At 70.6% G+C, this 25,968-nt stretch carries 21 protein-coding genes and 1 pseudogene; 8 read left to right on the top strand and 14 right to left on the bottom strand.

From position 1 onward, the window contains the following. Positions 1-62: 62 nt before the first annotated feature. Together ACFRCG_RS17620 and ACFRCG_RS17615 are read right to left on the bottom strand one after the other, a co-directional pair. Positions 63-1,724 carry a thiamine pyrophosphate-binding protein gene (locus tag ACFRCG_RS17620; RefSeq protein ID WP_380032443.1) on the bottom strand — a complete coding sequence of 554 codons (1,662 nt, stop codon included), beginning with the start codon at positions 1,722-1,724 and terminating at the stop codon, positions 63-65. Then, entirely contained in the window at positions 1,721-1,912 is a 192-nt protein-coding gene (locus tag ACFRCG_RS17615) for a hypothetical protein (protein WP_380032442.1), read from the bottom strand. The genes ACFRCG_RS17620 and ACFRCG_RS17615 overlap by 4 nt, the downstream gene beginning before the upstream one ends. Before the next feature lie 267 nt (positions 1,913-2,179). On the opposite strand from ACFRCG_RS17615, the gene ACFRCG_RS17610 reads away from it, so the two are divergent. After that, on the top strand, positions 2,180-3,847 hold the full coding sequence (locus ACFRCG_RS17610) for a helix-turn-helix domain-containing protein (RefSeq protein WP_380032440.1): 1,668 nt from the start codon (positions 2,180-2,182) through the stop codon (positions 3,845-3,847). A 390-nt stretch (positions 3,848-4,237) separates the two neighbouring features. Here ACFRCG_RS17610 and ACFRCG_RS17605 read toward each other — a convergent pair whose 3' ends face one another. Continuing rightward, complete coding sequence (locus tag ACFRCG_RS17605; protein WP_380032438.1) at positions 4,238-4,405, bottom strand: hypothetical protein; 168 nt, start codon at positions 4,403-4,405, stop codon at positions 4,238-4,240. Between the two features lie 195 nt (positions 4,406-4,600). Here ACFRCG_RS17605 and ACFRCG_RS17600 point away from each other — a divergent pair, with 195 nt between their 5' ends. From ACFRCG_RS17600 to ACFRCG_RS17590, 3 genes are all read left to right on the top strand, one after another. Next, positions 4,601-7,870, top strand: a complete 3,270-nt coding sequence (locus tag ACFRCG_RS17600) for a tetratricopeptide repeat protein (RefSeq protein WP_380032436.1) — start codon at positions 4,601-4,603, stop codon at positions 7,868-7,870. 425 nt (positions 7,871-8,295) lie between these two features. Continuing rightward, the gene (locus ACFRCG_RS17595) at positions 8,296-9,465 is read left to right on the top strand and encodes a WD40 repeat domain-containing protein (RefSeq protein WP_380032434.1); all 1,170 of its coding nucleotides are present in this window, start codon (positions 8,296-8,298) and stop codon (positions 9,463-9,465) included. Positions 9,466-9,811: 346 nt separating this feature from the next. Then, positions 9,812-10,162, top strand: a complete 351-nt coding sequence (locus ACFRCG_RS17590; protein ID WP_380032432.1) for an AQJ64_40280 family protein — start codon at positions 9,812-9,814, stop codon at positions 10,160-10,162. A 205-nt stretch (positions 10,163-10,367) separates the two neighbouring features. On the opposite strand, the gene ACFRCG_RS17585 is transcribed toward ACFRCG_RS17590, so the two are convergent. From ACFRCG_RS17585 to ACFRCG_RS17575, 3 genes are all read right to left on the bottom strand, one after another. Continuing rightward, a complete protein-coding gene (locus tag ACFRCG_RS17585) occupies positions 10,368-11,126 on the bottom strand; it encodes an alpha/beta fold hydrolase (protein ID WP_380032430.1) in 759 nt (252 codons plus the stop codon). Between the two features lie 134 nt (positions 11,127-11,260). After that, positions 11,261-12,049, bottom strand: coding sequence for an IclR family transcriptional regulator (locus ACFRCG_RS17580; protein ID WP_380032428.1), 789 nt, complete (start codon positions 12,047-12,049; stop codon positions 11,261-11,263). Between the two features lie 30 nt (positions 12,050-12,079). Beyond that, positions 12,080-13,801, bottom strand: coding sequence for an acetolactate synthase catalytic subunit (locus tag ACFRCG_RS17575; RefSeq protein WP_380032426.1), 1,722 nt, complete (start codon positions 13,799-13,801; stop codon positions 12,080-12,082). Positions 13,802-13,965: 164 nt separating this feature from the next. Between ACFRCG_RS17575 and ACFRCG_RS17570 the strand changes: the two genes are divergently transcribed. Then, positions 13,966-14,925 carry a phosphotriesterase gene (locus ACFRCG_RS17570; RefSeq protein WP_380032425.1) on the top strand — a complete coding sequence of 320 codons (960 nt, stop codon included), beginning with the start codon at positions 13,966-13,968 and terminating at the stop codon, positions 14,923-14,925. A gap of 14 nt (positions 14,926-14,939) precedes the next feature. Continuing rightward, a complete protein-coding gene (locus tag ACFRCG_RS17565; RefSeq protein WP_380032423.1) occupies positions 14,940-15,506 on the top strand; it encodes a VOC family protein in 567 nt (188 codons plus the stop codon). Positions 15,507-15,962: 456 nt separating this feature from the next. Here ACFRCG_RS17565 and ACFRCG_RS17560 read toward each other — a convergent pair whose 3' ends face one another. Next, positions 15,963-16,520: an RICIN domain-containing protein gene (locus ACFRCG_RS17560; RefSeq protein WP_380032421.1), complete on the bottom strand. Its 558-nt coding sequence runs from the start codon at positions 16,518-16,520 to the stop codon at positions 15,963-15,965. 483 nt (positions 16,521-17,003) lie between these two features. On the opposite strand from ACFRCG_RS17560, the pseudogene ACFRCG_RS17555 reads away from it, so the two are divergent. Together ACFRCG_RS17555 and ACFRCG_RS17550 are read left to right on the top strand one after the other, a co-directional pair. Continuing rightward, a pseudogene (locus ACFRCG_RS17555) lies at positions 17,004-17,264 on the top strand (DUF3995 domain-containing protein); the annotation flags it as partial. 333 nt (positions 17,265-17,597) lie between these two features. Continuing rightward, positions 17,598-17,804, top strand: a complete 207-nt coding sequence (locus ACFRCG_RS17550) for a DUF6229 family protein (protein ID WP_380032480.1) — start codon at positions 17,598-17,600, stop codon at positions 17,802-17,804. 175 nt (positions 17,805-17,979) lie between these two features. On the opposite strand, the gene ACFRCG_RS17545 is transcribed toward ACFRCG_RS17550, so the two are convergent. The 7 genes from ACFRCG_RS17545 to ACFRCG_RS17515 all read right to left on the bottom strand — a co-directional run bounded on the left by ACFRCG_RS17545 (position 17,980) and on the right by ACFRCG_RS17515 (position 25,273). After that, entirely contained in the window at positions 17,980-18,384 is a 405-nt protein-coding gene (locus ACFRCG_RS17545; protein WP_380032419.1) for a nuclear transport factor 2 family protein, read from the bottom strand. 223 nt (positions 18,385-18,607) lie between these two features. Beyond that, entirely contained in the window at positions 18,608-19,279 is a 672-nt protein-coding gene (locus ACFRCG_RS17540; RefSeq protein ID WP_380032417.1) for a response regulator, read from the bottom strand. Continuing rightward, positions 19,276-20,526: a sensor histidine kinase gene (locus ACFRCG_RS17535; RefSeq protein ID WP_380032416.1), complete on the bottom strand. Its 1,251-nt coding sequence runs from the start codon at positions 20,524-20,526 to the stop codon at positions 19,276-19,278. The genes ACFRCG_RS17540 and ACFRCG_RS17535 overlap by 4 nt, the downstream gene beginning before the upstream one ends. Positions 20,527-20,712: 186 nt before the next feature. Continuing rightward, positions 20,713-21,288, bottom strand: coding sequence for a hypothetical protein (locus ACFRCG_RS17530; protein WP_380032415.1), 576 nt, complete (start codon positions 21,286-21,288; stop codon positions 20,713-20,715). Positions 21,289-21,586: 298 nt separating this feature from the next. After that, the gene (locus ACFRCG_RS17525; protein ID WP_380032413.1) at positions 21,587-22,936 is read right to left on the bottom strand and encodes a hypothetical protein; all 1,350 of its coding nucleotides are present in this window, start codon (positions 22,934-22,936) and stop codon (positions 21,587-21,589) included. 444 nt (positions 22,937-23,380) lie between these two features. Continuing rightward, a complete protein-coding gene (locus ACFRCG_RS17520; RefSeq protein WP_380032478.1) occupies positions 23,381-23,986 on the bottom strand; it encodes a transcriptional regulator in 606 nt (201 codons plus the stop codon). Positions 23,987-24,112: 126 nt separating this feature from the next. Further along, positions 24,113-25,273 (bottom strand): pyridoxal-phosphate dependent enzyme, encoded by a 1,161-nt coding sequence (locus tag ACFRCG_RS17515; RefSeq protein WP_380032411.1) that lies wholly within the window; start codon positions 25,271-25,273, stop codon positions 24,113-24,115. Positions 25,274-25,968: the final 695 nt, after the last annotated feature.

The raw sequence follows: 25,968 nt of genomic DNA, 5'->3' as shown, positions 1-25,968 counted from the left end.
TCCTCGCGTGGCCGGGGTGGGGTCGGTGTGGGGCAGGGCGGGTGTCGGGCCCGGCGGCGTGCTCATGCGCCGTCGGTCCGTTCCGCGTGGGTGGGCTCGAACATCCGCAGCAGGGCCGGCAGGACGACCACCCGGGGGCCGGGGGCGGCCAGGGCCGCGGCGAGATCGCGCCTCAGCGTGGCGGGTGTGGTGAGCGTGGCCGGAACGCCGAAGGATTCGGCGAGCCGAACGAAGTCGGGGCGGGCCAGTTCGGTTCCGGTCGTCTCGCCGAAGGTGCCCGTCATGTATTCGCGCAGGATTCCGTAGCCGCCGTCGTCGACGATCAGCCACGTGACGTTCAGGTTCTCCTGGCGGGCGGTGGCCAGTTCGGCGATCGAGTACATCGCGCCGCCGTCCCCGGAAACCGCGAGCACCGGACGCGCCGGGTCGGCGGTCGCCGCGCCGAGCGCGGCCGGGTAGCCGTAGCCGAGTCCGCCGGCGCCCTGCGCCGAGTGCATCGCGCCGGGCCGTCGGGCGTCCCAGGCGGACCATGCCCAGTAGCCGAGGATGGTCATGTCGAAGAAGACCGGCGAGTCGTCGGGCAGCGCGGCCCGTACCGCGGCGAGCACGGCCTGTTCGAGATCGAGCCCCTGGTCCGCGATCCGCGCGGCCACCCGCTCGCGCAGGGTACGGGCGATCGCCGCGCCCGTGCCGGGCGATCGCGGCGAGACCGAATCGCCGAGCACGGCCAGCGCGGCACGCGCGTCGGCGTGGATGCCGAACGCGGGATGGACGGACTCCAGCTTGCGCGGGTCGGCTTCGATCTGGACGATCCGGCCTCGTGGGGCGAGCGTGTGGTAGTTGGTGGAGAGTTCGCCCAGTCCGGAGCCGACCACGAGCAACACGTCGGCGTCGTCCAGGAGTTCGGTGGTGTGCCGATCCTCCAACCAGGACTGGAGCGAGAGCGGGTGGGTCCAGGGAAAGGCGCCCTTGGCGCCGAACGTGCAGGCCACCGGCGCGTCCAGGATGCGCGCCAGGCGCAACAGTTCCGCGCTCGCGCCGGCGCGGATCACCCCGCCGCCGGCCAGGATCACCGGCCGTTCGGCGGCGACCAGCAACGCCGCCGCCTCGGCGAGCAGTTCGGGGCGGGCGAGCGGCACTCGAGGGCGTACCCGAAGCCCGGTCACCCGGGGCACCTCGGTGCCGGCGAGCAGTATGTCCTGGGGGATCTCCATCCACACCGGACCGTACGGCGGGGTGAGCGCGGACTCCCACGCCGCCGCGAGCGCGGAGGGGATCTGCGAGGCCGCGCCGACCAGGTGCACGGACTTGACCACGTCGCGGAAGCTGGCCTGTTGGTCCACCAGTTCGTGCAGGTGGCCGCGTCGGCGTCCGCCGAGGCCCGACGAGGGGATCTGGCTGGAGATGGCCAGGACCGGCACCGAGGCGGCGGCCGATTCCTGGAGCGCCGGGAGCGCGGTGAGCGCGCCGGGGCCGGTGGACAGCAGCAGCGGAGCCACGGTGCTGGCGCTGCGCGCGTAGCCGTCGGCGGCGAAACCCGCGTTGTTCTCCACGCGCAGTCCCGTGTAACGCAGCGGCGAGCGACGCAGCGCGTCGAACAGGCCGAGCGCGTGTTGACCGGGCACGCCGAAGACCCGGTCGGCACCGAGGTTGACGAGCGATTCGACGACCAGGTCGCCGCCGTTGCGGGTCGCGGGCGCCTCGGGTTCGTGGTGCGGCTTCATGCCCGTTCACCGGCGATCCGTCGCGCCGTCGGGGTGGTCGGTGCGTGGGCGGTGCCCGCGCCGGTTGGCACCACGATGTCGGTGGTCGGGACTTCGTCCGTAGGGGGCAGGCGGGCGAAGGTGTCGGGGCCCGCGTGGCGCGGGATGCGGGAGGAGTCGACGGGGCCGCGGGCGGCGGTGGAAGTCATGGCGGAGGACCTCGCAAGGACGGCAGGAATCGCCTGCGGAAGGGGAATGTGGGGGCGCCGGGGAAAGCGCGGACGCCGTCCGGAACCGAGACCGGGGCCGAGGCCCGAAGCGGCGGGTCGGCGGTGGTTGTCGTACCGGGGGCGGCGCGGCGACCGCTCGCCTTGTGGGTATGAACCTACGTCCGGGCGACAACACCGGAGAAGTGGCTTTTCTATCCATTATGATCAGCCGAAATAGATGAATCATCCCGAGCGGAAGGTGTCGCCATGCCGTCGGTCGACACGCCTCGTCCGGCCGGGCCGAACGAGGACGGACTCGGGCTCGACCTCACCGTCGACCCGAGCGTTCCCGGTGTCCCGCTGAGCGTGCTGCTCGCCGACCCGACGCTGGGGCTGCGACAGATCGCCGGCCCGCGCGAGGACCGGCCGATCTCCTCGACCGGCGTCACCGAATTGGAGGATCCGACGCCGTATCTGATCGGTGGGGAGCTCCTGCTCACCGCCGGGGTACCGCTGCCCAAGACGCCCGAGGGCATCGACGCGTACGCGGGTCGGATCGCGCGGGCGGGCGCCGGCGCCTTGGGTTTCGGCCTGGTGCCGGTGTACGACGACGTGCCGACGGCGCTGATCGAGGCCTGCGATCGGCACGAGCTGCCTCTGTTGCGGGTTCCCGACGGCACTCCGTTCGTCGCGGTCAGCCGGGCCGCGCACGCCGCGATGACCGAGTCGCGCTATCGGGACCTGCGCCGGGTCAGCCGGGCACAGGGCGCGTTGGTCACGGCCGCGGTCCGCGCCGACGCGCTGCGGTCCGTACTCGATCGGCTCTCGGTGCAGCTCGACGCGTGGACCGTGCTGCTCGATCCGGCCGGCAACGAACTGGTGGCCGCGGGCGTGCGGCCGGATCCGGAGGCGGCGGAGCGGCTGCGCGCGTTGATGGCGCGTACGATCGCGCCGTCGGGCCACGGCGCGGCCGGTCGGGATCGGGTCGCGCCCTCGACGGCCGCGGACCACGTCGGCGGGCTGCATCTGACCGTGCACGCGTTGCCGGGCGGGGACACCGGCGGGGTGCCGCCGGCGATCGGGGTGGTCTCGGGCACCGCCCCGACGGCGGTACAACACTCGGTGACCGCGGTGGCGGCCGTGCTGTTGTCCCTACTGACCAGCCCGCGGCACGCCCTCGGCGGCGACAGCCGCAGCTCGGCCGCGCTGGTGCGGCTGATGCTCGGTGGGTCGCCGCAGGAGGTGGCATCGCTGCTGATGCCGTCGACACCGGGTGCCGGTTGGGTGGTGGTCCGTGGTCGGCTCGGCCGACAGCGACCGGGCCCGGGGGCCGACTCGGGCGACTACCCGGTGCAACTGGCCGCGTTGGGTACCGCGTTGGCCACGCCATACCTGGATCTGCGCGAGCGCGACGTGTACGCGCTCGTGCCCACCGCGCCCGGCTCGCCGGCCCCGGATCCCGCGGCGGCGAATCGGCTCGGGTGGACGCTCGGCTTCAGCGCGCCGTCCGCCACGGTCGACCTCGCGGTGGCCGCCAATCAGGCGGAGCGCGCGTTGCGGCACGCGCTCGCGGCGGGGATTCCGAACCGGCGGCATCGGGACCAGGATACGAGCATGCACTCGCTCGTTTCCGCGGCCGACGCGGGGGCTCTGGCACGCGCCCGATTCGCGGCGCTGGTCGATGCGCCCTCGCCCGGTTACGAGATGCTGCTGGAAACCCTGCGCACCTGGCTCGCCCATCACGGGAGTTGGGACCGCGCCGCGGCCGCACTCGACCTGCACCGCAACACCGTGCGCCAGCGCATCGCCAAAATCGGTGACCTGCTGGACCTGGACCTGCACGATCCGGACGTTCGGATGGAACTGTGGTTCGCCCTGCGCTGGTTGCCGGGCGAACGGCCGAGCACCGGGCGGGCGGAATCCGTCCCCGAGTAGGGCCCCTACGGCAAGGCCGACGCCGTCGTACCTGCCACGGGTGCTTGGCGGCCTTCTCGAAGGTCTGTACGGCGGTGGTCACGTCACAGTCGCTCTTGTCCGTCGGCGAGTGTCGGATGCCAGGGCGGACTCGTCGCGCCGTTTGGGCAAGTAGGCGTCTTCGCATTCCAGTTGGGATGGAAGTCTTCCTTGTCGAAGCCCGGATGCGTTCGGGAGGTGGGGGCAGCCGCACCGGTCGGCCCATCCTCCGAGGCCGACCGGGCGGGTCACGGGCGGACTCCGGTCGATACGACACCGGCGTCCGCCCGCGACCTGCGGTGGCGCGACCCGTGGTGGGCAACGGCGCACCAAGGGGACGGCGTCGCGTCGTTGTGATGGTTACGCGAGAGGTCAGCGGTGGGTGATCCACCACACGAGCCACGTTCCGGCGGTGGTGCCGACGCCGGTGGCCAGGCCCCGGGCGGCGCTCGTGACGAGAACTCGGCCGGCACGGGCCAGACGAGCGCGGGCCGTGCGGCCGGGAGCGGGGGTGGGGGCGGCGGCTTGGTCGTCGTTCATGGTGGTCTCCCCGAGTGGGTGCGAACCCCGGGCGGGTTCGTCTCGCCTCATCGGGCGCCGGCGGAGGTTTTTCCGGCGACCGCTCCCGGGCCGGTCGTGTGTCTTTAGGCTGCTGGGTCCGGGGGCGCGGGTTTTCCGGTGGGGGTTCGGTCCGGATCCGGACCGGACGGGTCGAGAGGGTCGAGGTCCGGGGTCGTGGCGGGAGATGCGGGCGGCAGGGCGGCGGAACTGGCCTATTCGCTGCGGGAGCTGTGGGAACGGGCCGGATCACCCACGTACGCGAAACTTGTCCGTCAGGGTGCCGGGCAACAACCGGCGGTGGTGTTGAACCCCGGTGTGCTCAGCGACTGGCTCAACGGGCGCGGTGTGCCCGCCGATCCGCGCCGGTTCGCGTTCCTGGTGACCTGGCTCGGGCACGAGGCCACCCGCCGGGATCACGCCTATGTACCGACGCCCGTCGCGGTGTGGGAACGCCTGCGCGGCGAGGCCGAGCGTGAACGTCGTCCCGCCGGACGCCCCCACGTGCCCAGGGCGGAGGCGGCCCCGAGGGATGGGGAGCGCCTGGTCGGGAGGCCGGTGCGGGAGTTCACGGACCCGTTCGCCCTGGAGGTGCACCGTGCGATCGATGCCCCCGAACACGAGCGGGCCGGGCTGCCGGTGCTGCCGGTGTACGTCCCGCGCGCCCACGATCGCGAGCTGCGTGCGGCGGTGGAGCGTGCGTCGGGCGGGGAGAGCACGATGGTCACGTTGGTGGGCGGGTCCTCCACCGGCAAGACCCGCGCCTGCTGGGAAGCCCTCCAAGGCGTGCCGGACGGGTGGCGGTTGTGGCACCCCATCGCCCCCGGACGACCCGAAGCCGCCCTGGCCGAGTTGTCCGCGGTGGGGCCGCACACGGTCGTGTGGCTCAACGAGGCCCAGTTCTACCTGGAACCGGCCGGCATCGGCGAGCGCGTCGCGGCGGAGTTGCGCGAGTTGCTGCGCGATCGCGCCCGGGGACCGGTGCTCGTGCTGGCGACGCTGTGGCCGGACCCGTACTGGAACACCCTCACCGGTCAGCCCTCAGCCGACCATCCGGATCCGCACGCGCAGGCACGGGCGCTGCTCACCGGCACCGATCTGCGCGTACCCGAGACGTTCACCGGTACCGACCTGGAGACCCTGCGCACCACAGCGGACGAGGACCCGCGATTGGCACACGCCCTCGCCCGTGGGGACGACGGGCGCGTGGCCCAGTTCCTGGCGGGCGCCCTCGCACTGCTCAAACGCCTCGACCTCGCCCCGGCCCACGCACGGGCGGTACTCGAAGCCGCCATGGACGCCCGCCGCCTCGGCCACGGACCCGTCCTGCGACAGGCGTTCCTCGAGGACGCAGCCGACGCGTACCTCACCGACGACGAGTCCGACGCGCTGGCCGACGACTGGTTCGAACAGGCCCTCGCCTACACCACAGAACGCGTCCACGGCGCGGTCGCACCCCTGACCCGCATCCGACCACGACGACGCACCCGCAACCCGGCCTCGAATGACGGACCGACCTATCGCCTCGCCGACTACCTCGAACAACACGCCCGCAGCACCCGTAACACCTTGTGTCCCGGCGCTTCGTTCTGGACCGCCGCCCACGACCACGCCCACACCTTCGTCGACACCTTCAACCTCGCCCACGCCGCGCGCGAGAGGCTGCGGCTGCGCCATGCCGAACACCTCTACGCGAGGGCTGCGGAGCTCGGAGCTCCGCGCGCTCCCGCCGCCTCGACCGGCTCGCGGGACGGGAGCGATGGTGCGGCTCGCGGCGCCGGCAACGCCATTTCCCTGTTGTGGTTGGCCGAGTTGCGAGAGCAAGCGGGAGATCACGAGGCCGCGGAACGGGTATGCCGCGCGGCCGTCGACGCCGGGAACACGCGCGCGTTCACCCGGTTGGGCGACATGCGGGAGCACGCGGGAGACCATGACGGCGCCGAACGCGCCTACCGCATGGCCGTCGACGCCGGAAACCACGACGCGTTGACCCGGCTGGTCGAACTGCGGGTGCGTACGGGACACCACGACACCGGACTCCTCACCCGCGAGGCGATCGACGCAGGTGATGCCCACGCACTGACCCTGCTTGCCGACTGGCACGCGCGGACGGGACGGGGTGCCGACGCGGAACGCCTGTATCGCCACGCCGCCCTCGCCGGGAGTACCGACGCGTTGATGCGATCGGCCTGGATGCACGAGAGAGCCGGACGGCGAGACGACGCCGAACGCCTCTACGGCGAGGCAGCCGACGCCGGCGAGCCCGGTGCGCAGCGACGGCTGGTCGAGCTGCGCCACCAGACCGGGGACAGCAGCGGCGTCGAACGCTTGGCTCGCAAGGCCGCCTCCGCCGGAAATCCCGATATTCTGGCCCGTCTTGCCGGGATGCGGGAACGGGCGGGGGATCATGCCCACGCCGAACGCCTGTATCACGAAGCCGCCGACGCCGGGAGCGCGGACGCCCTCGGATGGCTGGCCGAGGCGGCCGAGGACGCGGGCGACCACGACGGAGCCGAACTCTGGTACATCCGGGCCGCGGACGCCGGATCCCGCCACGCCATGACGCGCATGGCGTGGCGGCGAATCCGAGCGGGTGACGGCGCCGGCGCCGAACGTGCGGCCCGCCGGGCCGCCGGCGCCAAAAACACCTACCCGCTGAAGCGGCTTGCCGAGTTGCGGGAAAATGCCGGGGACCACGACGCGGCCGAACGCCTGTGCCGGGAGGCCATCGACGCGGGAGACCCACACGCCCTGATGTGGCTGGCCGACGCGCGTGACAAGGCCGGACAGCACGACGCGGCACAACGCATGTACCGCCGGGCCGCCGACGCCGGGAACACGCGCGCGTCGACATCGTTGGCCCTCTCCCTGGAACGGACCGGAGACCACGAAGGAGCCGAACGCGTCGCCCGCGACGTCGCCGACGCGACGCAGAACCTCTACACCCTCGCGCGGTTGGCCAAGACGCGTGCGGACAAGCGGGACGCCGCCGGCGCCGAGCGCCTGTTGCGGCGGGCCGTCGACGCCGGGTACACCCCGGCACTGCCGCTGTTGGCGGAGCTGCGCGAAAAGGCGGGCGACCTCGACCACGCCGAACGCCTCTACCGCGAGGCCGTCGACGCCGGATACGCCCCGGCGCTGCCGCTAATGGCCGAGTTGCGGGAGAGAACCGGAGACCTCGACGGCGCCGAACGCCTCTACCGCGAAGCCGTCGGCGCCGAACCCGCCCACGCCCTGGGACAACTGGCCGAACTGCGGAGCAGGGCGGGCGATCACGTCGGGGCCGAACGTGTCGCCCTCGAGGCCGCCGATGCCGGGAACACCTCGCCCATGGTCCGGCTGGCCGAGGCGGCCGAGAACGCGGGAGAACACGCGCGGGCCCGAAGGTGGCGGGCATGGCTGCGACACGGCCTCGACGCCGACGACCCACCGCCCGTCGACACATGACGATGCGGACGCGCGCACGCGGGGGCTCGGCGACGGGACGGAGCGTGGGCGTCGAAGGAGAACACGAACCACCACTGGGTCCTCCCACACCTTTCTCGCCCGGCTCACCCGGTTCTTCGCACGGCGGTACCGACGAGGCGGCAGTGACTCCGGCGGCCGGGCGGGCCGCGGCGGAGGCGTCCGACGAGCGGTGGATCGTGGCCGGCCCGGCCGTCGGAGCAGCCTTGGGGTTGTGCGGGATGGATGCCCGGCGCCATCGGCCCCACAACAACCGGTTCTCGCGGGTCGCTTCGGCATGGACAGGGACCGTCGAGAGTGTGGAGGTGCGACCGGTCCTCGAAGCTTGCGGATTCCCGAACGCCGCCCGGCGTGCTGTCGTACGGTTTTCGTGTCGTGCCGTGCAGCCGCGTCCGTCGGGGGGATCCGTGCGTCGTCGCCGTGTGTCGTTCGTCGCGTTCGGCCTTGCCATGATCGTCTGTGGTTGTTCGGGAGGCGGGGGCGACTCCGCCGCTCGTACGCCGACCGATCGGGTATTCGCGTCGGCCGATCCGACCCCCGGGAGTGCCGGAGCGGACGGTGGGGATCCGGGCCTCGCGTCGGCTCCCGTCCTGCCGAGTGCCGGTCGGCTCGTCCGCACCTTCACCGACGAGTCGGGCGCGCGGTTGGACGGACCGCTGGCCTTCAGCCCGGACGGTGGACACATAGCCGGTCCCGGTCAGGGCGCCGACGCCTTCGTCTGGAACAACACGTCCGGCGCCGCGACCAAACTGACGGACGCGATCTTCCCCGGGCGTCCCGTCTCTTCGCTGTCATATACGCGCGACGGCGGGGAGTTGGTGACGACGGGATATCAGGACCGCGCCTGGGATCCGACCACCGGCGCGCTGATATCGAACGGATTCCCGCCACCGACGGCCGCCCAGAACGTCGGAGGGAACCCCGACAGGGGCCTCGGATTCGGCCGCGACGGCACGACGTTCTACGTGTACACGGGGGTGTCCGCACCCACCGTCGCCGTAGGCACGTACACGCTGTCCGGCACCGCGCTGACCGCGGGCGCGTCGCATCACCTGGCGTCGGCGCTCGATACGGCGGCCTACCCGCCCGTCGTCAGCCCGGACGGCCTATCGGTCGTCGGCGCCACCGCCACCGCCACCGGGCACGCCCCCTACCTGATCGACCTCGCCTCGGGCAACGCCACCCCGATCGCACTGCGACCCGCCGACACGAGCCCGGGTGCCGATACCACGGCGGTCGGATACAGCCCGGACGGCAGCCTCCTCGCCGTGGCCCGGTTGCAGTCCGGCGGGGAGGCGGTGACCCTGTACGACACGACGACCTGGACGAAGACCGTGTCGTTCCGCGGAAACGCGTTCGCCTTCAGCCCCGACGGCACAACGATCGCCGTCGGAAGCAACGACACCGGCCCCGGAGTGCAGCTGTACACCGTCGCCGACGGCAAACGCATCGGAACCCTCTCGACCGCGAGCGAACTCGCCCATTCCCCGGGGCCTCTGGCCTTCAGCCCGAACGGCCGCGAACTCGCCGCCGCAGAAGGCCTGGCGGGGATCGAACTGTGGAGCCTACGACCGTAGTTGAACCCCGCGCCCACTGACCGGCCCGGCCACCGCGCCCAACGGACGCCACCGCATCCAACCGCCGGAGTCACCAACCCCACGACCCCTCACCGTCGCAGCACCAGCCGACGCGGCCCGGGCCGTCGGCAACACCCGGCAACCACACCGAGCCGCGAAGTCGTGCGGTGACGCGTCGGGAAGGCAGCGATTCTCGCCGAGCAGCGCGCCACCGGACGCTCCATCGGCGTTGGGCGACGCCGTTTCCGCAGTCGCGGGTGATGGCTTCATCAGCCCGAGAATTCCACGAGGAGCGTCGTCGTGATCGACCGGACACGCGGACGCGGAACATGCGCTCGGGAGCGGAATGGACGTGCCCGTGGAGTGGGTGGACGCACGCGAACGGCTGCCGGCGGACGGCATGCCGGTAGCGGCGGCGGCAACCGGCCGCTATCCGACCCACCCGAGCGACGAGGAGTCCGGTCAGGACTTCCGGCTGGTGCTGCCCATGCGTTTCGCTGCCCGTTACGTCGACGAGGACGGTGCCGAGCACCGCGACTGCTTGATCGACTCCGACCGGGTCATTCGGCTGCCGTACGGCCGACCCTGCGCCGAACCTGTCACCCACTGGGCCGCATTACCGACGCTGCCCGGCACGAGCGTGCACTCCGTGGTGGGCGACGGCGTACGCTCGGCTCGGCAACACGTCCTGGGGTAGGGCTTGTTCTTGCGCTTGGTCGGGTCTTCGGGGGAATTTCCCTGACCCCGACCGGCTGCTCGATCGGTACCGGACACGGATCCGGGGTCGGAGGCGCGCTGTCGAGCGTGCGAGGCCGTGGACCCGGCGCTCAGGCCCGGCGCCCGCGCCGCGGGAACGGGGGTCGCCGGGTCGTGAGGGGCGGCGATCAGGCGGTCGGGAACGATCAGGTGGTCAGGAAATCGAGGACCAGGGGGGCGACCAGGCCCGGTGCCTCCAGGATGGGGCTGTGGCCCTGCTTGTAGCGGAGCAGGCGGGCGTCGGGGATGCCTTCGAAGAGTTCGTCCGACCAGGCGGGCGGGCGGCCGAGATCCTCGGTGCCCGACACGATGAGCGTCGGTGCCTGGATCGACGGCAGGAGTTCGAGGCATCCCTCCCGTTCGAAGACGCCGCGCACCGCGTGTACCAGCCCCGGCGACAGTTCGGCGATGCGGCCTCGCCACATCTCGTGGATGTCGCGACGGCTCTCGTCGGCGAGCGTGCCGGCACCGAACATGATCGTCATCACGATGTCGACGATCTCCCGGGTGAATCCCTCCCGCTCGATCCGGTCGGGCAGGTCGGCGAACTCCCCCAGGTCCTCCCGGGTCTGCGCACGCGCCGACGAACCGAGCAGGACCAGCTTCTCGACCGCCGCGGGGCGCCGTGCGGCGATACGGACGGCCACGTCGCCGCCCATCGACTGCCCGACGAGCGAGTAGCGTTCCAACCCCGCCGCGTCGATGGCGGCGAGGACGTCTTCCGTCACGTCCTCCATCGTCACCGTCCGGGACACTTCGCCGACCCGGGACACCTGCCCGAGCAGTTCCGGAGCGAGGACCCGGATTCGGCCGTCACCGGCGGCGGCCAAGCCGTCGAACATCCGAGGGTCGAGAAAGAGCGAGTGCAGACAGACGACGGGGGCCGAAATCGGTGAATTCATCATGGAACACCCTTTTCTTTCGAAGGCGTTGCAGCCGTCGCCGGACAATCGCCGCGCCCTGAATGGCGCGTCGGTATCCATGGTCGATCGACCATGGCGAGGAACATGAAAGGTGAACGTACGGCGGGAATTTGCTTTCAGCGCACGCCGGCGGCACCCAGGAACGCGGTCATCGCCGCGGCGGTGGTCGTCACACACTCGACATAACGCTGCCGGTGCCTGTCCATACGCGTGGTGGGCACGACGATTCCCACGGCGCCGTACACGTCGTGGCGGGCGTCGAAGACCGGCGCGCCAACGCTGGAGATACCGATGTCGGAGTCCTGTTCGTCCAGGGACCAGCCGCGCTCGCGCGTGGTCTCCAGATCGCGTGCGAGTTTGTCGAGCAGGGAGCCGGCTTCGGCTTCGGAACGGCCGTCGACGATGTTCCCCAGCAGCGCGGTGCGGCGGTCCTCGTCGAGATGGGCCAGCACCGCCTTCCCCGACGAGCGCAGGTGTTCGTTGCCGGATTGACCGACGAACAATCCGCTGACCCGCAGCGGCTGCGAACCCTCGGCGAGGATCCTGAGGATCACCCGATTTCCCTCGAGCGCCGAGAAATACGAGGTCTCGGCGGTTTGTGCCGCCAGCCGATCGACCGACTTCCGCAGATTGTCGTCGACGTCGAATCGCTGCTGATACGAACGGAACAGGGCCCCCACGCCGTCCCCCAGCGTGAGCGTCAGGTTTTCGTGGCGCGCGATGTATCCGCGAGCGACGAGTGTGCGCAGGAGGTGGTAGCAGGTGGTGATGTTCAGTCCCAGCGCCTCCGACACCTGCTGGACCGTCGGCGGTTCGGGAGCCTCGGCGACGTATTCCAGAAAGGTGAGTGCACGATCGACCGTCTGGAGGGTGGGTTGCTTCGGCGTCCTCGCAGCGGGATTCACGGTCGGAAAGTATCACAGGCGATCACGGTCTCAGGCCCGCGCCGATGGGCGGTTCAGCCGGTCCGCGCGGGCGTCCCAGGCCCGCACCGGAGCGTAGGAGTCGGGGTCCACGATCACGTCGAGCACGGTGGTGGTGCCCGATTCCAGGGCCGTGCGCAGCTCCTCCTCCAACTGTTCGGGGTCTTTGACGGTGATGCCCCGGGCGCCGCTCGCCTCGGCCACGGCCGCGTGATCGACGGGCGCGAATTCGATCGCCGTGGTCGTGGTGCCGAAGAAGTGGTTCTCGGCGTGCCGCTGATATCCGAGAATCGAATTGTCGAGGATCACCACGACCACCGGAAGGTCTTCCCGCACGGCCGTCTCGAGTTCCGACCACACGTGGGCGAAGCCGCCGTCACCGACGATGGCGATCACCCGTGACGCCGGTGCGGCCTCCTTCGCGCCCAGTGCCAGCGGCAGCCCCCAGCCGAGGCCGGCCATCCCCCGGGGGACGAGGAAGCATTGCCCCGCCTTGCGGGCGGTCAGGTATCCGGTGGCCCAGATCGACGCGTAACTGGCATCGGCCACCACGATGTCGTCGGGTCCGATGAGCCGGTCGATGGTCCCGAGCACCCGCTCGGGTGCGATCGGCGTGTCGGTGCGGGACACGAGGGAGTCCCTGCGCGTGTGGTGCGCCCGCCGCCCGGCCGCGATCGTGGCGATCAGGTCGGCCGAGGCCGATGTACGCCGGCCCAGGTCCAGGCGCTCGAGTTCCTCGACCAGATCGCTGAGCGCCGCACGCGCGTCGCCCAGCAGGCGCAGTGCCTCGTAGTTGCGTCCGATCTCGCCGGGATCGACGTCGATGTGGATGTAGCGCGCCGTGGGCGAGGTGAGGGTCCACGCGTCGGTGCCGTTCTCGTTCGTGCGCGTACCGACGAGCAGGACGACGTCCGCTTCCGCGATCAACGGCAGATGGAAGTGCGCCGGTCCGTTGCGGCCGGTGATGTTGGCCGCGACGCCGAGGGACAGCGGCGCCGTCTCGTCGACCGCGCCCTTGCCCATGTTCGTGGTCGCCACCGGCAGCCGCGCCAGTTCCTGGAGGGCGACCAGTTCCGCCACGGCGCCCGACACGTGCACGCCCCCGCCGGCGATGACGACGGGCGAGCGGGCCGAGGCGAGCCATCGGGCCGCCTCGCGGACGGCCGAGGCCGCCGGGCGCGGCCGATCCAGCGGAAAGGTGCCGAGCGTCGCCGATCGCGGGAACCGGCTCGCCTCGGCGGGGAGGTCGAGCACGTCCCTCGGCAACAGAAGTACCACCGGTCCGGGACGTCCCCCGGTGGCGGCCGTGATCGCGAGGTCGACGTAATCCTCGGCGCGACCCGGGTCGTCCACGCGCCGCGTCCACTTGGAGACGCCGGCGAACAGGGCGGTGTGGTCCAGTTCCTGGAAGGCGTTGCGATCGCGAGCGGCCGAGGGCACCTCCTGGACGAGAACGAGCATCGGGACGGACGCCTTGAGCGCCTCCGCCATGGGCGCGACCAGGAGCGTGGCCGCGGGACCGTTCTGCGCCGCGACCACGCCGATCCGGCGGGAGATGCGGGAGTAGCCGTCGGCCATCACACCCGCGGCGTTCTCCGTGCGGTACAGGATCTGACGGATGCCGATCCGCTCCGCCGCCAGCAGCAGTGCCGTCGGGTTGCTCTGCCCGTAGATGGTCGAGACCCCGTGTCTGGCGAGGGCCCCGGCGATGACATCGGCCACGGAACGTCCCATGGCTCCTCCGTTTCACTATCTGAAGCTCATTTCAGATGGTGAACCTAAGCCCTGTCGGAGACCCAGGCAAGACCCTCGCCACCATCGATTTCATTTATTGACATCGACTTCACTATCTGACATGGTCCTGGGCCTCGTCACTTCACGGACAAGGCGGACACTCGATGACGTCGATTCCCACGGCACGAGGCGCGATCGACAGCGCCGACCTCGGCCGCACCCTCGTACACGAGCACGTCTTCGTGCTCGGCGAGGAGCACCGGCTCAACTACCGACCCGACTGGGACGAGGCGCGAATGCTCGATCAGGCGGTCTCCGACCTGACCGACCTGAAATCCCGTGGCATCGACACGATCCTCGACCCGACCGTCCTGGGGCTGGGACGCTACATACCGCGCATCCGGGAGATCGCCCGTCGAGTCGAGCTCGACATCGTGGTGGCCACGGGGCTGTACACCTTCAACGACATCCCCATGCAGTTCCACTACCGGGGTCCCGGGCTGTTGTTCGACGAACCCGAGCCGCTCACCGAGCTGTTCGTCTCCGACCTCACCGAAGGCATCGCCGACACCGGAGTGCGCGCGGCCTTCCTGAAGTGCGCGATCGATCAACCGGGGCTGACCCCCGGCGTCGAGCGCGCCATGCGCGCGGTCGCGCGCGCCGCCAGGGAAACCGGCGCCCCGATCACCGTGCACACCAACGCCGCCGAGCAGACCGGCACGATCGCGCAGCGAGTGTTGCGCGAGGAGGGAGTGGACCTGACGAAGGTGATCATCGGCCACGCCGGGGACACCGCCGACCTGGACTACCTCACGCGCCTCGCGGACGAGGGATCACTGCTGGGCCTGGACCGGTTCGGCCTGAACGGCTTCCTGTCCTTCGACGAACGTGTCGGCACCGTCGTCGCACTGATCGAGCGCGGCTACCTCGACCACATCGTGATCTCGCACGACGCGTCGTGTTTCATCGACTTCTGGGACGCGGACGCCAAGAACACGCTGCTGCCACAGTGGAATTACCGGCACATCAGCGACGACGTGATCCCCGAGCTGCGCCGTCGCGGCGTCACCGACAGGCAACTCGAGGCGATCCTGGTCGACAATCCGCGTCGCTACTTCGAGTAGGGGATCGAATCCCCATGGCGACCGGTGAAAAGGACGGAGCACAGGCCATGATCCCGACCGCGATTCCGGTTCCGCGGCTCGCCGGGGCGACCCGACTCCTGCAGATCTGCTTCGTCGTCGACGATCTGCCCACGGCCATGGTCGATTTCGGCACATGCCTCGGCGCGGGACCATGGTTCCTCGGGCCGGAGCCGACGGACGCCCCCGACGGCACGGTCCACCGGGGCGTCCCGACCCCTCTGGGCGCTCGCATCGCGCTGGGTTACGCCGACGGGCTGATGATCGAACTCGTCGAACCCCTGCCGGGATCGACGACCGTCTTCTCGGAGGCACTCGCCGAACGCGGCCCCGGACTGCACCACTTCGGCTTCGGCACCACCGACTTCGACGCCACCGTCCGGGACCTGATCGATCGAGGTCGTCCCCCGGTCTTCCACAGCGTCACGCCTCGCGGTGCCCGCATCGTCATGGTCGAGGACGTGATCGGCCACGGCGCGTTCGAGGAGTACATCGAACTCACGCCGGAGGGCGAGGCGTTCTACGCGACCATGCGAGCGGCGGCGGCCCGCGAGGGCGAGTAGCCACGCCCCGACGACCCGAAGCCCCGAGGCCCGGGGAGGGCTCGGGGCTTCCGGGTTCGCCCGGCCACGCAGCGGGGACGGCTTCCGGGTCGGCCCTCGGGTCCGGCGTGGCGGGCGGCGCGCCGGGACGGGCTCCACGGGCGCGGCGGCGTGTTCGCGCCGAGGCGACGGAACAACAGTCCCCGGGCCGAGGACCGGGCACCCACCAACGCCCTCGAGGTGGCCTCGTCCCCAGTCGATCTTCGGCGCACCGTTCGCACACATGGCGGCGTCCATCGGGGAGCCGGCGGGCATCGCCGTGTCTACGTCGGACATCAGCGGGCGGGCAGGCGGTCCGGTTTTCGGTGGTGGTGACGGTCCGGGTGCCGTCCGCAGTGAAGCCATGGGACGCGAACGAAGTGCCCGGGAGAGGGCAGGAACGTCGAAGGAGTCCCCGACCGGTGGGCGTGGGCTACGTCAGTGCCATTGGGCGTTCATGTTCAGGTGCTTCCACAGTGAAACCGGGCTGCCCTGGCCGTACTGTCCTCGGTGGATCTTGAGGTGCGACGCCTCCCACGGACCCAGGACTGTGTAGTGGTAGGTGCCGCCGTCCGTGGACACGGGCTGGACATAGAAGTCCTGGTTCTTCCCGTTGTTGCAGGTCCATACGATCAGTTCCTGGCCCTCCCTGTACTTCCCCGCGGGGACGTCCAGGCACAGGTTCCGGTTGTCCCAGGGGCGCAGGTTGTAGGCGTATCCCCTGGGCCCGGGCGTCAGGCACCATTTTTCGTTGCCTTGACCGCCGGCCCACGGCCACGTGATGACCTTGGCTCCCTTGCGGCTGCCGCCCCCGACGTTCAGGTACACCGAGGAAGAGCCGGGACCACCGGGCACGGAAAACGTGTAGGGGTGGTTCTGCTTGCACGACACCGCACTATGGGACTCGGCTCCCTGGGCCGCGTGCGCGGTTGCCGGCAACACCCCGACAGCCAGGACGACCGCTCCCAGAGCGCCCGTCACTCGACTCTTCCTCATCGACATCGTTTCTCCTTGTTGTCAACTCGTAATGTCGCCATGGACTTCATCGCCTTCAAGGGCCCTGCGCCGCGTCGAGGACTCCCGACCGGCCAAGGCATCGTCCGGATCGCGTTTCCGTCCCGCTTCTTCCGGCTGGTGTGCGACGGGCCGGGGTCGTGTCACGGTGGGTCCGCGCTCGAAGCGACGAATACCTGTTTCACCCGAGCCCGAATATGGATAGAGCTTGAACTTCACGACCGGCTGTCTTGTCGACGAGCCGCGTCGACATCCCCATCGTGTCGCGCTGCCGGCCCCGTGTCGTTGGCATGGGGCGCCAAGTCGTAGGCCCAGAGCGACATCGGCCACGTCGGCGGTCCGGACGCAAGGTGCGCAGGGTCGCGCCCAACCACGGCCGCGAGTGGTGTGCGCGTTCTCGTGTTCGTCGATGGCGGGTCCGACTCGCGCCGCCGTCGTCGGGAACGGATTTGGAAGAATCCCGACATGCACCCGTCCGATGTACGTTCCGATCCGCTCGACCGTCTCGGGAGGTGGCCGGGTCTCGCGGCGGCGGTGTGGGGTTTCGCCTTCGCTGTTCCCAGCTTCTATTGGGCGATGGGCGGCTCGGCCGGGGTTTCGTCCACGCTCGCGCCCTCGCTGATCGAGCAGGCACGGGACCGGAATCCGGGCTTCCTGGCGGTGCTGTGGGTAACGGGCGTACTCAAGGTGGTCGGCGGAGTTCCGGGTTCGGCGCTGGTGCGCCGGCGCGCCTGGAGTCGCGGTGGGCGGCCGGACAGCAGGTCGTGCCGGCGTGGGCCGGTCGGAGGGTTGGATATTGTTCGGCACCATGCGCGGCCGCACCTGTCCGAACCGACCGGGCCGGGCGCGTACCCCACGACGCGCAGCACGTGCTCGGCCGCGCCGAAACGACTCACGACTCCGCGCGCGACGTCGCCCTGTTTCCTCCCGCGTTGGGAACGTGCCCGGGCGTCGAGACGACGGTGGCCGTCAACTCCCGCTCAGCCGAGGTGTTTTCACCGTTCCATGGCGTTATGGTGTGGTCTCCGCAGTGTTTCGGATCGGATGAGAGGTGTCGCCATGCGCACGACATCGAACGAGATCCCCGTCGGCGAGATCATCGACGCTTGGCGCACGGGTGCCGAAGCGCCCCGGGGTCTGCCGAACCCGGCCGGCTCCCGCTACGTCGGAGGGTCGGCGACCGAGCGCGGACTGACCGAGATCGACGTCGCTGCCCAGACCTGCGGCACGGTGTGCTCGGTCTCCCGCACCCACACGTGTTGTTGAACCGGACGGAGGGAGCGCGTGTAGCGTCGCCGCCGACGATCGGTTTCCGCGCACGCGGTATGCACCGCCGGCCATCGAGCCGGGGACCGGCCCCGGGTCAGCGAAGCCGGCTGGTCCCCCGCGGCTCGCGTCCGTGACCCGCTCGCACGGGGTGGCGGGGACGCGACAGTTGTTGTCAGGAGTCGAAGTAGGCCCTGGCGACGGCGTAGGTGTCCTCGTAGAGGTGGTAGCGGGTGATCCGGCCGTCCCGGACCGTTGTGTGCAGGGCGAACGCGGTATCGATGTCCCGGCCGGTCTTCTTGACCTCGGAGACCATGCGCCCGACGAGAATCACGTCGTCGCCCTCCGCGATCACCTGGTGCAGGTCGAACTCCTTGGGCTGTATGTGGGTTTGGAGCAACTCGAAGAACGTCCGCATGCCGTCCGCCGAGTCGACCACCGGCACCCACGGAATACCCGGCGGGTGCGGGATCGAAAACGACACCGAATCGGCGAACAACGCCGCGGCCTCGGCGCTCCTCCCCTCGGCGAGCAGGGGAAACAGGCGTTGCACAGTCTGCGCCGGTGATTCTGCGGTCATGCGTCGTGACCCTACCGCCACGACGGGATGCGAGTGATCACAACGTGGGGTGGAAACCGGTCCCGTATCGAGCCGCGAACGAGCGGACGCGCCGGATTCGGCTTCGTACCGTCGATGTGCCCGCGTGCGAGGCCAAGCACACCGTGCCCCAAAAACCCTACGCGGCAGGCCACTTCGAGGCATTGTCCCCGCACCGGCGCCCGCACCCGCGTCGTGGTTGGTGTCAGTGGGCGAGCAAACCCATGCGAGCGGCCAGGACGGCCAGGCGTACGCGGTTGTTCGTGCCGGTCTTGCTCATCATCGTGGCCAGGTGGGACTTGACCGTCGTCACGCCCACGTGCAGGCGGTCGGCGATCTCGAGGTTGGAGAGGCCGTGGCCCACCAGGGTGAGTACCTCGATCTCGCGTTTGGTCAGCCGCCTCCCCTCGGCCGGCTCACGCGCGTCCCGTGGGCCGTGCGGCCTCGACGTGGTCTCGGCCGCGACGGCCCGGGCGACCACGCGGCGCAACGTCGCGGGGCTGAAGGGTGAATTCCCGACCGCGGCACGGCGGATGGCGTCGAGGAGTTCGTCGGGAGCGACGTCCTTGGCCAGGAAGCCGCAGGCACCGGCGGTCAGCGCGGGATAGAGGTGATCGTCGTCGTCGAACGTGGTGAGCACCACCACCTTGATCGTCGGGCGTTCGGCCAGGATCCGGCGGGTGGCTTCGGTGCCGTCCATGCCGGGCATGTGCAGGTCCATCAATACGACGTCGGGGCGCAGGCTCGCGGCGAGTCGGGTCGCCTCCTGGCCGTTGCCGGCCTCCGCGACCACCTCGAGGTCGTCGGCCGGCGCGCACAGCATGCGCAGGCCCGCGCGGACGAGTCGTTGATCGTCGACGATCAGAAGCCGGATCATCGGGCCGCTCCCGCGCCGACCGTGGCGGCCGAGGAGCGGCCGGCGCCGGCGGCCGGCAAGGTGGCCACGAGTAGCCAGCCCTTCCCGGTCGTCGGATCGGGTCCGGGGTCGGGGCCGGCGCGCAAGGTGCCGCCGAGCAGCGTCATCCGCTCGCGCAGTCCGACGAGGCCCAGTCCCTGATCCGCGCGCGATGCGCCGTCCCGGGGCCTGGTCGGTGTCGCTCCGCCGTGGTTCCCGATCTCGACGCGGGTCGCCCCCGTGGGGTCGGGGCCGACGACGACTCGGACCGTCGGGGCCGACCCGCCGTGCCGAGCCACGTTGGCCAGCCCCTCCTGGACCACGCGCAGTAGGGCCAACGCCCGCAGTGGGTCGACCTCGCGCACGCTCGGATCCACCTCGACCCGCATCCGGGCGCCCGCGGGTCGGCCGCGCTCGATGGCCTCGTGCAGTGCCGGGAGCAGTTCCTCGGGGGCCATCGACCGGTTCTCGGTGGAGGCGTCCGGGCCGCAGTCGCGCAGGAGCCGCACCAGTTGCCGCAGATCGTCCATCGCCTCGGTCGCCGTCTCGTGTACGTCGTCCAGCACTTCGCGCACGGCGGCGTCGCCGGCCGGGATCACGTGCCGGGCGACCCCCACGCGCAGCACGATCGAGGCCACGTGGTGCGCCACGAGGTCGTGGATCTCGCGTGAGATCGCGGTTCGTTCGGCGGTACGGATGGCCTGATCCGCGAGTTCGCGGCGGCGTTCCGCCTCGGCCGCGTGTTCCCGGGTCTCGTACAGCAGCCGGCGCGTGGAGTGCACGTACACGCCGAGCATCAGCGGCGCTCCGACGATCACGGCCAACCGGTACAGCGAGCCCGCGACGTCGGCATGCGGCCGTTCCAAGAGGATCACCGCGTAGACGAGGCCCACCACCACCGTGCCCACCACGACGTCGCGGTCGCGGCGCCGACACGCGGCCAATTCGAACAGGGCGACCGCGACGAGCACCTTCGCGGTGATCGGGGGCGAGTCCCCGACGATCTCGGCGAGGACCAGGAGCAGCGATTGGGCGAGCGTCACCGCGAGCGGCCTGGCCCGACCGCCCGGGCTCGCCGCCAACCCCACCAGTCCCAGGCTCCAGTCGACCGCCGACGGTCGTGCGCCGGACTGGCCCAGGGCCAACCAGCCGATCCCGACGAGCACCAGCACGAGATGGGCACACAGGTATCGGTCGCGGACGAGGGGCGGTGTGATGAAGGAGCGCACGGCTCAACACTAGGCGGCGGCCCACGGCCCGACGTACTCCCCGAGAAGGCCGCACGGTCGGCCGATCGGACCAGGGATCGTCTCCGCCCGGAGGGCGCCCGCACCGGTCCGGCGCTACGATCGCCGGCCCGGACGCGGTGGGACGCGGTTCGATCCGCGCAGGAGTGGCGTGGTGGGTGTTCGCCGTCAGGGGGCGTACAGGTCGGCGATCAGCGGGGCCAGGTCGGTGTTGATGCCTCGAACCAGGGCGTCGATCGCCTCACGGGCCCGGCTGTACACATCGGGATCCTCTTTTCGGGGCAGCCTGGGCAGGTCCCAGCCGCCCGCGGGGACGACGACGGTCGCGGTCGCCACCACCACCGGGCTCGTGCGGCTCGGTTCGCCGACCGCCCGATACGGCCCGGCTCCGGCGTCGTGCACGTCGACGGCCCAGTCTCCGGCGCGGGGCTTGCGGGCCAGCGCCTGGTGACGGATCGGCAGCACGGCCACGGCGATCGGTCCGCCGTCCTCGTAGTCGACCTCGATCCGGATCTGCGCGATGTCGGGGCGGAGCCGGACGTACCCCGGCTCCATGATCGGCTCGGTCGCCACGCGCCACGCCCAGGCGACGAACTCGCCCACGTCGTCGACCGCGTAGTCCAACTCGGGCAGGTTCTCTCGCAGGTACGCGTCGTACCCGAATCCGTCGGCGGTCCGGACGCGGTCGTCCTCCGCGTCGATGCGCACGATCGTGTGGTCGTTCCACTCGTGGCTCGTGGTCACTTGCTTCCCTTTCCATCGGATGGGCTGTGTCCGCCTCGACAGGACGTGGTGCGGGGCGGATCATCCGCCGACTCTCGTCGCAAGGCGCCAAGTGTGGTGGAACGGATCGACGAGGCACAGGAGTTCGGGCGCACAGTCGATTCTTGGCAAGTACGTCATGGGCGTCGCGTTCGGCGGCGATGCCGGAGACATGAGAACCACGGCGATGCCGGGCCCCGCGTATGCCGGAATGCGGGCGCGTCCCATGACGTCCGCCGGGTCGGTCGGCGCACGACCCGGTCGGAGCCCGGCCGCTCGATCAGCCGGCGGCGAACGCCTGTGTGCCGAAGCCGATGGGACTGATGCCGGTGACCAGTATCCGGCCCTCGACGAGGTCGACGATCGAGTCGGCCTGGATGCCCTTCCGGGGTTCCGCCCGCGGCGCTTCGCTGACCGTCGTCATCCGGCCGTCGGCGGCGGCGTAGGAGCCGAGCATGATGCCCTGTAGCGACGGGGTGAGCACGAGCACGCCCTTGTCGTCGGAACGCACCAGGATCGGGCGGTCCCAGTCGGTACCCGGGACGTTCCACAACAGCCTGCCGGAGGTCAGGTCGAACGCGACGACACCCGGTCCGCCGACGCGGGTGTCGAGGTCCTTCGCGGTTACCGCGTACAGCGTATTCCCCACGACCTGAAACGGGGACGTCTTGTGATCGTGGAGAGTCCGCGCACCCAGGGAATCGACCGGTCCCTGCGGGCTTTCGAGGGAGAAGGCGCCGATCCGGGTGCCGTCGCGGTCGAAGCGGACGATCTGCGGCGCGAAGTCGTCCCCGAGGGTCCGCGGGAAGAGCAGCGTCAACGGCTGCAGAGCCACGATCTCCGCGTCGGCGTCCTCGGACGGGCCGTCGACGGGCGTCGGTTGCGCGCCGATCTGCCGCCCGGCCGCATCGAGCGTGACGAGTTCCGGATCGTGCCCCGAACCCCGCTGGTTCGAGTCGCTGATGACCGCGACCAGGTCGGGCCCGGTCTTCATCGCGGTGTTGTGGACCGGCGCGATCAGCCTCGTGTCCGGGAACACCGACGGGTCCTTGGACCGGTTCTCCCATGTCCACGCCGTCGTGCCGTCACCGACCCGGAAGGCGATCACCGACGTGGGCGTCATCACCGCGACCAGGTCGTCGCCGACGAATCCGATGGACGCCGAGTACCAGTGCCAGGGGCTGCCGTCCTTGCGCTTCTTGCCCGCGAACTCGACGGTCCGCAGGACCGTCCCGCCTTTCCGGGTGTCCACGAACGACAGTTGTTTGCACACGCCCGTGCCGGTGCCGTCGTCGTACACGGTCCACGCGATCCCACCGACGCCGTCCTTGTTGACACCCTCGGTCATCGCGCACGGCTTCAGGCCCGGCGCCGGCGGCGTGACCCTGCCGATCTCCCGCCCCGTCGCGATGTCCAGCATCGTCACGGCGGTGCCCCGGACGACGAACAGCGTCGACCCGGACGCCCAGGTGCCCAACGCCTTGTCGCGCGGCACGTCGCTGTTCTTGTTCTTGTTCGGGTCGAAGTCGTCCGGCTTGTACTCCCCTATCGACTTGCCCTCCGCCGGCGTCGCCCACACGGGTACGACATTGCGCGGTACCGACGGCACCTCCGGCGCCCTGGACGGCATCGCGGACGCGCCCGCCGGCGCCGCCGCACGACCGCCTTCCGGCTCTCCGCCCCCACCGCCGCCCCCGCTCGAGCACCCGGCCACCCCCGCCCCCGCCAGTACGACCGCGACCGCGGCCTGTACCAACGAGCGACGGATTCCACGGTTCCCTCGCACACGAGGGGACTTGCGACCTGCGGACCTGGCGGCCATGAATGTGCCCTTACATCGGATACTCGCGAAGGTGCATCATGCGGCGGGCACACGCCACATCGCCACACGGCGCGCGATCTGGACGACCCGGCGACGCCGTGTCCTGGCGACGGTGATCGCCGCGCGCTCGCCCTGCCGCCGGCCGGACTCCCGGAGCGCGGCGAGTGGCATCGGTCGGGATTCCGGGGCGGTCCGCGCGATGCGTGCCGAGCGGATTTGTGGCGTGGTGCCGGGGCCATGCGCCCTCGGCCGTCACTTGGCGTAGTTGTAGACGGTGGCCCGGGAGACGCCGAGGAGGTCGGCGATGGCCTGTGCCGAACCGACGACGTCGAAGAAGCCGTCCATGTGCAACTGCCTGACGAGTTCGCGTTTCGCGTCCCGAGGCAGGCTCCGCGGGGTGGTGGACCGGTTCGCGGCGAACGTCTCGATGACCTCGCGAAGCTCGCGTGCGGCGCGGTCGCGCAGAGTCTCCAGTGCCTCGCCGCGGTGCTCGATCCCGGTCGCGACGAGGTTCGCGAGGGTGAGAGTCAACGGTGACAACGCCGAGACGTCGAGGTTGAGGCACAGCGCCGCGACGTAGACGCCTTTGCTGTTCTTGATGCCGATGGAGGTGCTCTTGACCGGCCGTCCGTCCGGGAACCGATTGGGATAGTTCTGGATCACGCTCGGGTAGTTCGGGTCGGCGATCCGGCGCAGACCGAGTTCGGTGGCCGAGTCGCCCACCTTCCGGCCGGACAGGTTGTTCTCGATGATCCGGATGGCTTGCCGTGGCTTGCGCAGGTCATGGAGCACCACCTCGCACAGTCCGGGGAACATCCGTCCGACCGCGACCGCGATCTTCTCCGCCTCGGCGAGCAGGTGCTCGTCGTCCGCGGCGGTGGCTCCGTCGCCGGCCCTGCCGTGGTTCTCGTTCGTGTCCTGATCGCCGTCGGTGGCACCCACCTGGACACTCCCCTCTCTTCTCCCGCCCGGCGGCTGTCGTCGCTATCGGTGCGTGTCTTGATCGAAGACGGAAGCCATCTTCTCGGACGATTTGGCGCCGGCGCCGGTGAGAACCACCACGGTGCTCTCGTCGGCACCGATGGTGCCGTCGGCGATGAAGTGATCCAGCGCCGCGACGGCGACGCAGCTGGTGGGCTCGGCATACAGGCCGCGAGACGCGAGCTTGCGAACCGCCGCTCGGATCGCTTCCTCGGAAACCGCGACGGCCGCGCCGCCGGACCGACGGATCGCCTGAACAGCCTCGGGTGAGCGGGGCGGGTCGGCGATCGAGGCACCCTCCGCGATGGTGGGCATTCGCTCGCGGCGGGTGGTCGGGGCCGGAGCGTTGACCGCGTCCGCGATGGTGGCCCAGTGTTCGGGCTGCCCGACGAGCAGCCGAGGGCGGTGCTCGATCTGACCTGCGTCGAGCAGTTCGCCGAACGCGATGTCACAGCCGAGGATGTTGCTTCCGGCGCCGGCGACGAGGACGACGTTGTCGGGAGCGGCGAACCCGAGGTCCTCCCAGATCTCGTAGGCGATCGTCTTGATGCCCTGCAGAAAGAACGGGTGCCAGTTGTGGCTCGCGTACGTGATCCGCTCGGACTGGCGGATCGCCTCGTTCGACACCTGCTCGCGAGTGCCGCCGACGAGTTCGATCTGCGCTCCGTGGGCACGAGATTGCACGATCTTCGCGGCCGAGGTCGATTCGGGCACGATGATCTTGGCCCGGATACCGGCGGCCGCGCTGTAGGCCGCGACGGAGGCGCCGCCGTTTCCGGAGCTGTCCTCGAGCACGCGGCTCGCGCCCTGGCCGACCAGGTGCGAAATCATCACCGACACCCCGCGGTCCTTGAAGCTCATGGTCGGGTTGAACCACTCGAGCTTGAAGTGCACCCGCCGACTGTCCCAGGTCAACGGCACCATCGGGGTACAGCCTTCGCCAAGGCTGACACGGTGCTTCGGATCGACGGGGATCGCCGCCTGGTAGCGCCACAGCGACCGCTCCGAGGTGACGATCCGGTCGGGAGTCATGCCGCGGAGGGTGCTGAGCGCCAGTGGGGTGCCATCGTCACCACGCCAGCGTGGGTCGGTGACGTCGTAGCGGTTGCCTGAACGGTCGTAGAGAAACGGGGCGGTCGCGGCGGACATGTCACTCGTTGTCATGGCTTTGTCCTTCCGGGTCGGGGGCGGTGGTCCGGGGCGGTGGTCCGGGATGGCGTGCCGCGGTCATCCACGGAGGAGGACGGCCGTTGGGGCTGCCGGACGACTTCGCGTACGTCCGCCTGGTCCGCTTCGCCTGGACGATCGCCGGTGGCGCCGGGCAGAGGCCGCCGGCGACCGGTCTGTGCGGAAGACGATGAACTCGGGATTTGACCTTCACCAACATATAGACACTGATTCCAGATTTACAATCTGTGTCCAACATTCGCTGTGGTGACTACGCCGCCAAGGCGGCGACGAGGGCGGCGGCGAGCAGCGGGGCCACCGTCACGTCCTCGCACGTACGGGCGCCGCACGGTGTCGGATGGTGGTGGTCGCGCGAGTGTCGCGGGTGAGGGCCCGGACGATCTCGGTGCGGATCGGCGGACCGGTCAGAGCCTCGATCCAGCCGAACCCACCCGCGAAGTTGCCCGGGACTGGCGAGGGTCGACGGTCCGGGCGGTTGTGCTCGGCCGGGGTCGTGCACCCGCTCGCGCCGCTCCTCGACCAGGCACCCGCCTCTCGCCGCAGGGGTGTTCGCAAACCCCCGCAGCCCCGACCCGGACGTCCGCTGCCGGCACGAAACGGCCCCGGACCGGCGACATCGGCTCCTCGGCCATGGTGTGCGGACGGGGCATCATCCGCACGTCCGATCCTTC

The sequence above is a fragment of the Embleya sp. NPDC056575 genome (genome assembly GCF_042793325.1).
Taxonomy (GTDB): Bacteria; Actinomycetota; Actinomycetes; order Streptomycetales; family Streptomycetaceae; genus Embleya.
This window is presented reverse-complemented; position numbering and strand designations above follow the sequence as displayed.